Genomic DNA, 10588 nt, shown 5'->3' with positions numbered 1-10588 from the left:
GGGGCAAGGGGATATTGTGGGCAGAAGTGGGTATTTCAGCCTCAATTTATCTGCTAATTCAGTGATGAGAGGACGTTTAGACGCAAGAAGGACGCTGAAGAGCTTAGTTGCGGATTTGAGGGTATATTACTTCGAGTCTACTTTAAGCCCGGATATCTTTTGGGTAGATTTCAAGAGCTTGGACTTCAAGGCAGGTACACCTATCAAGAAACTAACGCTCACAGACGGCGAGATTTACGCCGGAAACACCGCCAAAGATTTCAAGGACAGCAAACCGTTACCGTTCTTGTTCGGGATCTGAAGGGCCGATATCAACATCCCTGCCGGATGCTGTCCACGGGATTCGTGCTGGCAGCCCGGTAGTTCTGGATCGTAACCGTGAGCAACGTGATGATCGTAATGGCAAGGAAAGCCAAGAGGAAAATCCACCAATGGAGCGGAGCCTTCAAGGCGAAATTCTCTTGCCAGCGCTCAATGCCGTACCAAGCGATCGGCGAGGCGATCACGAAACAGATCATGACGATCCATAGATACGATAGGTTATGCTTCCGCAACAAGTCCATCACGGTAGCGCCAAATACCTTCCGGATACCGATCTCTTTCCGTTTATATTCGCTCTCAAACAAGACAACACCAAATACGCCTACCAAAGACACAAATACGGCAATCAAGCTGAAGAACAAGATTTGTTTGCCAAGTAGCAGCTCTTTCTGGTACAAGTTCTCTTGGATATTGTTGAACAAATGGATATCGAGAGGATAATCAGGATCTAGTTCCCGCAAGGAGCTCTCTATGTCTAGCGAGAGTTGACGGTAGTCCGTCCCCGGGCGAACAAGGATCATCAGGTTCGTCAAGGTCCCAGCCATAATATCTTTTCCGACAAAGATGGCGAACGGCTCCAGCTTATCCCGGAACGAGTTATATTTCAGGTCAGGCACGAAACCGGCGATCTTCTCCCTACGATGTAAATCTCCCCAGTCCAACCGGATTGGATCTCCCGCTTTCAGCCCATAGGTCCGTTTCGCTTCCTCATTGAACAAATAAGTGCCATCGCTCAACTGGTCTTCCGGCAGGAATCCCCGACCCTCCAGAATAGGAAGGGCCAATACCCGCTCAATCTCCGAGTCTGCCTGCACCACCTTGAATTGGATATCCTCATCCACGTAGGTACGTCCCCAGCCGGAGTAATTATCCTCAGCGCCAAGCACTCTTGAGGTAAACGACAAGGCCTCGACAGAGGAGAGTTGCCCCAACCGCTGACGCACGCTCTCCGGTTGCCTGCTCAGATTACGGTTTAGCTTTACGGTGACAATCCGCTCGCTATCGAATCCAAGCGGCGTATGAAGCATATTGTAATTCTGCCACGTGATAAACAAAGCCGCTATAACCAAAATAAAAGAGGCCACGAACTGAAATCCTACTAACACATTGCGGAACGAGCGCCCCTTGGGAGATAAGCCAAAATTTCCTTTCAGCACCAGTGCCGGAGAGAAAGAGGTGATATACCAAGCCGGCCAGCAACCAGCGATAAGTCCGATCAGCAACACAAAGCCTCCACAGGCGATCAACAAGGGCATCTGCCCCTCCAAGGAAATGCCTCCACTGACCAAATCCACAAACCCGGTCTTCGACAACAGGCGAACCAGCAGCAAAGCGATCAGGTAAGACAACAGGCACATCCCCACCGCCTCCGAAGCCACGGCCATCCGGAGCGCCGATACCGGACTCCCCAATACCTTCCTCGTGTTGATGCCCCGCAGACGGACCGGCACCAAAGCATTGCTGAAGTTCATGAAATTAATGACCGCTATCAATACGATCAAGATAGCGATAGCAGATAGCGCTTGAAGCTGGGCATAGCTCCCCTTTTGCTTCTGTGAATCGTAGCTCGTGTCAGTCTTAAAATAGATATCCGGCAGAGAAGTCAAGCGCAATTGTCTCGTTTTCCAATTCCATTCGTCGTGGCGGAAATTTTTCTCGAAACCAGCCAAGACATCCGGAGCGGAGGCCGGATTATCCAGACGGAGATAACACTCAAAATTATTTTGCATCCAAGCGCCTGCGCCTTCCTTGTCCGATATGCGCCGATAAACCGCATTACTGACGATCGAGTTGGAGGGAAAGTCCCGGTAGACACCTCCCACCTCGGACGTCCACCCCTCTCCGATCAAGACTTGCCCGACCGCCGGATGATCGCCAAAGAAACGATGAGCCATACTTGCCGGTATCAATACCCGGCCCTTCTCCTCCAACGCCGCCGCTTCACCTTCCACCATATCAAAGTTGAAAACACGGGCATAGGAGGGATAGCAGGCATAGAGCTCCTCATGGAAAGTCATCCGCTCACCATCCCGATCCACCGTGATATACTTCTTATCGCCCCACCGATTGATTAGCGCCCCCTCCTCAATATGTGGAGAGGAGGCCAAGAACCGATCGATAAGCGGGCGGTTCAATACGACTTGCGCCCCTTTATTATTGTGAACGATCTCCAAGCGATACAACCGGTCGGCATGCTTATGGAAACGATCGTATCCCCACTCGTAACGAACTTGCATGAACAAGATCAAGAAAGCTGTGAAAGCCACAGATAATCCTGCTACATTCAAGAAACTAGCCATTTTAAAACGACTGATCACAAAAACGAAATTTCGTACGATTGAGTTCATGATATTTCCTTTTAAAAGTTACTAAAGCCTATGCCTAAAGCTATCCACCGGATTCGATGTGGCAGCCCGGTAGCTCTGGAAAAAGACAGAGACAAACGAGATCACGAGGCAGAATAAGCCGGCAGCGATAAATATCAGCGGGCTTAAACCGATACGATACGAATAGTCGGACAGCCAATCTTTCATAAAGTACATAATAATAGGTATGGCAATCACGAAAGCGACCAGCACATAGTTCAAGAACGTGAATACGAGCTTAACCAATATCTGCCGGTTGCTGGAACCAAATACCTTTCGTACGGATACTTCTTGCAAACGCTGTTGGATAAAATAAGTGGACATCGCCAATAAGCCTAGCAAAGAAATAAGGATGGCGATTATCGAGAATACGATCACGATCTTTGCCAAACGGATTTGCGAGTCGAATGAGTTTTGTAAACTCTCATCCATGAAGAAAGCCTCAAACTCAAGTCCGGTCACTTTCTCATATACTTTACCGATAGCCTCCTTTGCGGCGAAAGGATCACCTTGTGTCTCGATCAAAATCATCCAAGGAGCTTCATTATCTTTCAAGAAACGGAACATGACAGGGTTCATCCCTGTCGTCACATTTCCAAAGCAATAGAAATCCCGGACGATACCCGCTATCGCTATCGGCCTTTCGTGCCTATCCAACATAAAAGAGGTCGCATCCTCCGATAAGTTCATCTCACGCATCGCTTGCTCATTTAGGAACCAGCCCTCTGTCGTTAAGTGGTTATCACGCAAAATCTCCAATCCCAGCATATCGTAACAATCCTTATCCATAACGAATTGCTGAAAAGATATATTTTGCCCCTGATAAGTAGAAGTCCAATTATTACTACCGAATAAAGGCAATCCTTGAGTCTTCCCGACCCTATCTACGCATGACAAACCTTTCAACTCACCGACAAAAGCGGATAACTGCCTTTCATCCACCGACCGCATAGCCAATAAATTCTTCGTTTTATATCCGACAGGAGCGTTGATCATATGAACGATCTGGCAAACCATCGTGATAGAGGCGGCGATCATCGTGATCGTGATCACATTTTGGAATACGATAAAGAACTTACTGAATACCATTTTCGTCTTAGCCCGGAACGTACCCCTTACCACCTCGATCGGTTTAGAAGAAGAAATAATGATAGCAGGCAGTAAGCCGGATAAAACTCCCACGACAACCGTTAATGAAACCAAAGCCAATAGCCAGACAGGTCTACCCAATACATTCATATCGACACGTGTCTGCAATAAATCATTGACAAACGGCACGACCGCCAAAGCAAGGAGAACCCCAATAACCAAAGAAATAAACGTAAGCAAAGTAGACTCCAGCATCAAGCGCATGAATAACTCGCCCCGTGAAGAACCCAAAAGGCGCCGGGTAGCCATCTCCTTCGCCCTGAAACCCGCTTGGGCAACCGTCAAGTTTATATAATTAATGACCGCGAAAATCAAGATAAGGAAACCTACGGACATCAGCACGATCACGAAACGCCAATCTCCCTTTCGCAAAGAAGAGTAAGAAGCGGCTTTCGCAAAATACTGCTCACTAAGCGGCAATATGCGTACCTCCTTTGCCGTCCCATATTGATACGGCCAATAAAATTCCTTGAACCAATGGGCCATATCCTCCGCACGAGAAGGGAAATCACTACCCTCACGCACCAAGACAAAAGCCGATGTACTTCCGGCATTCCCCAATTGATCCGGGGCTAAGCTGGGGTTAAAACAGCTAACCTGCTCCCAACGCACGATCACATCCGCTTCGGGAATAGAGGAATGAAGTAAATCCTCCACCACCCCGTTTATAGTAGCCGATATGGTATCTCCCACCACTAACTGCCGTCCCATCGGATCATCCGTTCCGAACATCTTACGGGCGAACGAAGAAGAGACCACCGCATAGTTCCCGGCGGCCAACGCTTGCTCACGAGTGCCTTGTAACAGCCGGAAATCAAAGAAATCGAAGAACGTGGAGTCCGCAAACATCACGTTCGCCTTTAGTTTCCGATCACCGGAAACTACAACTATATTGCTTGAATTATCTGCCACTACCGGGCAAACTTTCTCTACCTCCGGATAGCGTTCCTTTATCTTATAAGGAATGGCAGCTCCGGTGGCCATCCAATTTTCATTCCCGACCAGATAGATACGATCCGCCTTGGTATGGAATTTATCTGTAGACATCTCCTGTACCGTATAGACCGCTATCAATAACACAAACATCAACGATACAGACAGACCAAACACGTCTATCAGCGTATAAGCCTTATTCCTTCCGAGGAACTTGAAAAAGGACTTAAAGTTCAATAAATTATTCATGAATTATAAATTTTCAATTACTCAGATTTCAAGCAGTTCACCGGATTATCATTAGCCGTCTTGCGGGCATCCAGACAAACCACGGAATATATAATCAATAATACACATACGCCGCAACCCAAGAATATGTACCATGACAAAGGAACCTTCTCCGTGAATTGCTCTTGCCACTTTTGCAAGACAAAGTATGCTATACCACCGCCTAATATGACCGCATAGATACAGATATATCCGATATCCTTTATGAACAACCTCAATATATCCCATAAGGTAGCCCCATTCACCCGGCGAACCGCTATCTCCTTACGACGACGGCTCACCTCATCATTCGTATAGCCAATAAGTCCTATCAACGTAACAAGAAGCGTGACCAAACCTCCGATCATCACGGAATCACGGAATTGACGGGAGTCCTTATATAGATCCATGATCTCGGAACGGAAAGAGATAGCGTTCAGTTCACGATCCGGAAATGTCTCGGATATCTTCTGCTGTAAACGAGCCATACTATCGTTGTTCAGCTCATGGAACTTCACCTGCAAGGTATACATGGGCTTATGCGTATAGAATAATACGGAAGGCCGCATATCTAGGTTCGAGATTCCTCCCAGACGGATATTCTCATAAACACCGCAAATCGTGAATGGCTCCTCATTCCATTTGCTATGCTCGGTGACGCAGATATCCTTCCCGATCACATCATCCGTCCAACCCGCTACCAATTTCATTTTCTCCACGAAACGGCGGTCTACCATCACCTCTCTTGAATTGGTCACATTTTCCGTGAACGAGCGGCCTTGGATCACGGGAATCTCCATCATGTCCAAATATCCGTTACCTACCCAATAGAGATCGGCGATATTAAAAAGCTCTTGAGTCTCACCCGGTAAAAGAATATTATTACCGGAAGCATGCTCGAAAGGCAATTGATAGACGGTGGTAGCCGCAACGACCCCCGGAAGCCGCATCACCTCATCCAGAATCTTGGCACGAGAGGTAGAGTCCACGCCAGCTAACCCGCAGTAGGCAAGGTTCTCATAGGCATATCCCGGACGATCGTTCACCATAAACGTATATTGACGGGCAACGAAAACAAGCATCGTCACCAAAAAGCCCGTGGCTACAAACTGGACAAGCAACAAGGCTTTCTTCCAGATACGCTTATTCTCCCGGTAATTACGGAAAGCGGAGGCCACCGGAATCCGGGCGTATAATGATCCCGGCATAAAACCAGATACGAAAAACACCAAGATACATATCCCTAGCAAGACCAAGCTACCATTAGACAAGAGCAAGGAATCTAACGAAGTCGCCAACAACTCCTCTACCGTACCTCTAAACGCAAGGATCAACAATAAGGCCAAGATCAGTGAAAGCACTATATGTACCAACGCCTCACCAAACATCATACCATGAATATTATTCTCGCTTGCCCCATAACATTTATGGACAGCCACCTCCTTCGAGCGATTTACGATAGAGGATATCACGATCAAGATATAGTTCATCACCGCCGTAAAGATCAAAGCGAAGGCCAGTAAGGAAAGTATCCACGTCATTCGCTTGACTTGCGGCAACTCCTTGTGTAAGCCATCCAGCTCATGAAACGAGAAACCAATGTTAAACCCTGTCTTTTGCTGTTCCTCCGGAGGGAAATAAGAATTCACGAACGTATGCACCTGTTCCTCCAAAGCTAAAGGATTCACTCCCTTGTGCAATTTCACGTAGCTTATGTAACGATCATTTCCCAACATATTAGTAGGCGAACCCTCCCACATGAACCGACTCGCCGAAGCCATGGAAACAATCACATCGTAACGGGAATGAGAATTTTCCGGAACTTCCTCAAAAACGCCACCAATAGTCATAGTACGTCCCGGCGAACTGTCTACCGTGAAGTTTTTCCCGATAACATCGCCTCCGATATTTTTCGCTATACGACTTGATATCAATACGTACATCGGGGTGGAAAGAACCTCTTTCGCATTTCCGATCAACATAGGACGAGGAAGAATATCAAAGAAACAACTATCCGCTATGATACAACGACCGGAGTATTTCATCTTGGTGTCGGTCATCGTAAAGGTCCAGTCTCCAAAACTCGTGTATCGGGTGACGGTCTCGATCTCGGGTATCTGTTGTTGCATAGTTGGAGCGATGCCACCGCTTGTTTGCGGATAATCCTTCAACTCCCCTCCATTTTGCTGGTATTTCGCCCATACTTGATAGACCCGGTCTCTATCCGGATAAAAATCATCATACGATTGTTCGAAATAGACTTTAGCGATCAATACCAAACCTACCGCTAAACCGATTCCCAACGATACGATTTTCATCACGTTATGCCGCCCTTTCTTAAAAATGGAACGAATGGCGATTAGTATGTTTTTCATATTATATCGATTTTATTCCAGCACCAGCACTTCATTATCCTTATAACTCTCATAACTGGACACAATCACCTTCTCACCGGCTTCCAGACCTTCAAGAACCTCATAATATTGCGGGTTCTGACGGCCGATCTTGATAGAACGCCTGTAAGCTTTCTTTCCATCCGGATCAAGAACAAATATCCAGCTTCCGCCCGTGCTCTGGAAGAAAGTTCCCTTCGGGATAATGATACTCTCGGTAGGTTGCCCCAGCTCCAAGTTGATATAGTAGGTCTGTCCACTACGGATATTATCCGGACGCTCACCCGTGAAAACGAAATCCGTACGGAACTTACCATCACGAACCTCGGGATAAACTTTGCGCACCGTTAAGTCGAAAGACGAGCCTTGACGCTCGAAAGCGGCGCTTAAGCCCGGTTTCACACGGTCTATATAATGCTCGTCGATCATGGCCTCGATCTTATAATCGGAAAGGTCGTTAATCTGGCCGATCTTTTGTCCCGGATTGATACTTTGCCCCAATACGACATCCAACAGTCCCAACTCACCGTCGATCTGGGAACGGACATTCAAGTTTTCCTTACGCTCACGGATCAACAGGATATTCTTCCGCATGTTCGCCAAGCTGGCCTCCATCTCATCCATCTGGATCGTGCGGGAGATAGAGTCTTGGCGCAAGCGCTCGGTAATCAAGGCGTGCTTTTGAGAGGCTAACTCGAAGTCCTCCTTCGCTTTCAGATAATCCTCCTTGGCGATCAAGTTCTCTTTATACAACTGTTCTTGTTGGTTGAACGAGCGGCGGGCCCGGTTCATGTCCATATCGTATTGAAGTTTCTCCATCTGATTGGTCAGCTTATCCTGCTCCATGGTAACCTGCGTATTACGAAGGAAGTTCTGCTTCTCCGCCAACTCGGCCTCAGCGTTCAATATCTGCAAATCCAGATTTGAGTTGCTCAGACGAACAATAATATCGCCTTTCTTCACTTGGGCGCCCTCTTCCACGACTTTCTCCTGTACGATACCGCCCTCCTCGGGGCTAAGCTGCACGACCGTGATAGGTTGCACCTGACCATCCATACGAAAGAAGTCATTGAATTGCTCACGGGTCACATTGCCGATGCTAATTCCTCTCGCGTCCACTTTCAACGTAGAAGCATGATCACCAAAGATAATCCATCCCAACAAGATAACGAACAACACGCCACCCGCTACATAAGGAATATGCTTCTTCTGAAGACCTTTCTTTTTCTCTAATTGTATATCCATCGTATTCTATATTTTTTATTATCATTTAAATTCTATGTTCTCAATTCTTATTCATTGATAAGAGGCTTGCCCTTATAATAATCTACCAACTTGCTTTTCAATAAGTACATCAATCGCTTTTGAAGCAGATTGGCCTTGGACTCCAACAGCGTATTCGCACTTGTCTGTACATCCAGCGTACTCATCAGGCCTTCCTCGTACTTCCGTAGGGTAACACGATAAGCCAACTCATCCGATTTCACCTTCTTATCCATCTGTATGGCCTCTTTAGCGTATCCCTCACGATCCAGGACCGATTGCTCTACCGCTGTCTGCAACTGGCGAAAGACCTCTGTCCTTGTCTCCCGTGCGATCCGCATATTGTTACGGTAACGACGAGCATTCGTTAATCTGCTCAAACCATCGAATAAGGGGAAGCTAAGGCTAAAAGAGACATATTCACCACGGTTATTTTTAAACTGATCCTTGAAACCTTCCGGGGCATTATCAGACTTCAGGTTCTCGAAATAACTCGTAGAGATTCCGGCATTCAAATAAATGCTCGGTAGCAACTTTCCTTTATAAATACGATATTGGTATTTACTTTGCGTTAATTGATACTCGGCTTGCAAGGCGGTAGGGTTATTCCCGGACGCATAAGCGAAAATCTCCGCCACGTTCTCTACCTCCGGGACATAATTGATATCCGGTAATAAAGTATCCACCTCCAGTTCTAAATCAGATGGATAATTCATACATTCCCTCAAAGTAAGTAAAGCCGTATTGAAAAGATTCTGTTGGTGGGTCAATGTATAATCATCGGCTGCCACCTGAGCCTCGAATTGAGCTACATCCGCTTTCCCTTTCAAACCCAGCTCTTCTTGCCGGCGAGTCTTATATAAGGTACGGTTACTCTCCTCCAATTTCTCGGCCGCCATACGAATCGTTCCTTTATAATACACCACATCCATATAAGCCTGCATGGTTTTCATCGCTAAATCATCTTTCGCTTTCTGTATGTCATTAACTCCCATACGGCGATTGGATTTTGCCATCAACCATTGATTGATCAGCTGTCCGCCCGTAAAAATAGGAATAGAAGCGTCGAGGCCATAGTTATTATTAAACGTAGAAGTATTCTCATAGGTATTGGTCGCAGGGTCAATCGAACGGCCAAAACTATATTGCGCTCCGATCTTAGCCGATGCCGCCGGGAAAAAAGAAGCTACGGCGGCATTCCGTTCCGCCTTATACGTATCTGATGTATAAACTTGCTTTTTAACCGATGGGCTGTTTTCCACGGCATAGCGCATACATTCATCCAAAGTCCAAAGTTTCTCTTGGGCCACCGTCGCAGTAGCGAAACTGAGAGAAAGAACTGTTGTAAGTAATATTTGTTTCATTGCTCTATTATTTTCTACTTAAAATAATAGCAAAGAACGTGCCAAAACACATAAACAACTAAACAACAACCAGATAACAAAAAGCCATTTTTTTAGAACTGTCCAATATTTTGACAACGCTGTCTAATTGTTTGACACTATTCCCACTTTGACACGTAAGAGCGTCTCCTCTTCTCCATAAGCAAAAAACGCTCCGCTCCTATATGAATTCTTGCTCGATAGCCTATGAATTCTTATGCGCATACTGTATAATTCTACAAACCACGACGTGGTCTGTACAGATCAAGACGTGGAATATACAAATCACGACGTGGTCTATATATTCCACGGCGATAATCTGGAAATAGATGAGATAGTAATTATATTTGTATATAGTAAGAAGAATGTTTTTTACTTGAAGATACGAACAATGGCTCACCCGATAAATCAGGGGGAAAATTCTTTAATTCTATAGAAAATTTGCACCTTTGTACCATGAACAATCAAGGACTATTAGCATTGGCACAGTTGATTCTGCCATCAGAGATACTTT

At 46.2% G+C, this 10588-nt stretch carries 5 protein-coding genes and 1 pseudogene; 1 reads left to right on the top strand and 5 read right to left on the bottom strand.

Annotated elements, in window-relative coordinates; translation table 11 throughout:
• A pseudogene (locus NBH16_RS22780) lies at positions 1-301 on the top strand (hypothetical protein); the annotation flags it as partial.
• Between the two features lie 10 nt (positions 302-311).
• On the opposite strand, the gene NBH16_RS22775 reads toward NBH16_RS22780, so the two are convergent.
• Genes NBH16_RS22775 through NBH16_RS22755 form a run of 5 tightly spaced genes read right to left on the bottom strand, consistent with a single transcriptional unit; the run spans position 312 to position 10056 of the window.
• Positions 312-2669: an ABC transporter permease gene (locus NBH16_RS22775; RefSeq protein ID WP_087345539.1), complete on the bottom strand. Its 2358-nt coding sequence runs from the start codon at positions 2667-2669 to the stop codon at positions 312-314.
• 21 nt (positions 2670-2690) lie between these two features.
• A complete protein-coding gene (locus tag NBH16_RS22770; RefSeq protein WP_250789105.1) occupies positions 2691-5018 on the bottom strand; it encodes an ABC transporter permease in 2328 nt (775 codons plus the stop codon).
• Between the two features lie 17 nt (positions 5019-5035).
• Positions 5036-7411, bottom strand: a complete 2376-nt coding sequence (locus NBH16_RS22765) for an ABC transporter permease (RefSeq protein ID WP_250789104.1) — start codon at positions 7409-7411, stop codon at positions 5036-5038.
• 12 nt (positions 7412-7423) lie between these two features.
• Positions 7424-8674, bottom strand: coding sequence for an efflux RND transporter periplasmic adaptor subunit (locus NBH16_RS22760; protein WP_005861993.1), 1251 nt, complete (start codon positions 8672-8674; stop codon positions 7424-7426).
• 47 nt (positions 8675-8721) lie between these two features.
• Positions 8722-10056 carry a TolC family protein gene (locus NBH16_RS22755; RefSeq protein WP_250789103.1) on the bottom strand — a complete coding sequence of 445 codons (1335 nt, stop codon included), beginning with the start codon at positions 10054-10056 and terminating at the stop codon, positions 8722-8724.
• Positions 10057-10588: the final 532 nt, after the last annotated feature.

This window comes from Parabacteroides sp. Y3-G-102, from assembly GCF_023656845.1.
GTDB lineage: Bacteria > Bacteroidota > Bacteroidia > Bacteroidales > Tannerellaceae > Parabacteroides > Parabacteroides distasonis.
This window is presented reverse-complemented; position numbering and strand designations above follow the sequence as displayed.

Excerpts from the sequence above, each read along its gene's own strand:
- NBH16_RS22775 (WP_087345539.1), bottom strand. The coding sequence starts at position 2,669 with ATGAACTCAATCGTACGAAATTTCGTTTTTGTGATCAGTCGTTTTAAA.
- NBH16_RS22770 (WP_250789105.1), bottom strand. The coding sequence starts at position 5,018 with ATGAATAATTTATTGAACTTTAAGTCCTTTTTCAAGTTCCTCGGAAGG.
- NBH16_RS22765 (WP_250789104.1), bottom strand. The coding sequence starts at position 7,411 with ATGAAAAACATACTAATCGCCATTCGTTCCATTTTTAAGAAAGGGCGG.
- NBH16_RS22760 (WP_005861993.1), bottom strand. The coding sequence starts at position 8,674 with ATGGATATACAATTAGAGAAAAAGAAAGGTCTTCAGAAGAAGCATATT.
- NBH16_RS22755 (WP_250789103.1), bottom strand. The coding sequence starts at position 10,056 with ATGAAACAAATATTACTTACAACAGTTCTTTCTCTCAGTTTCGCTACT.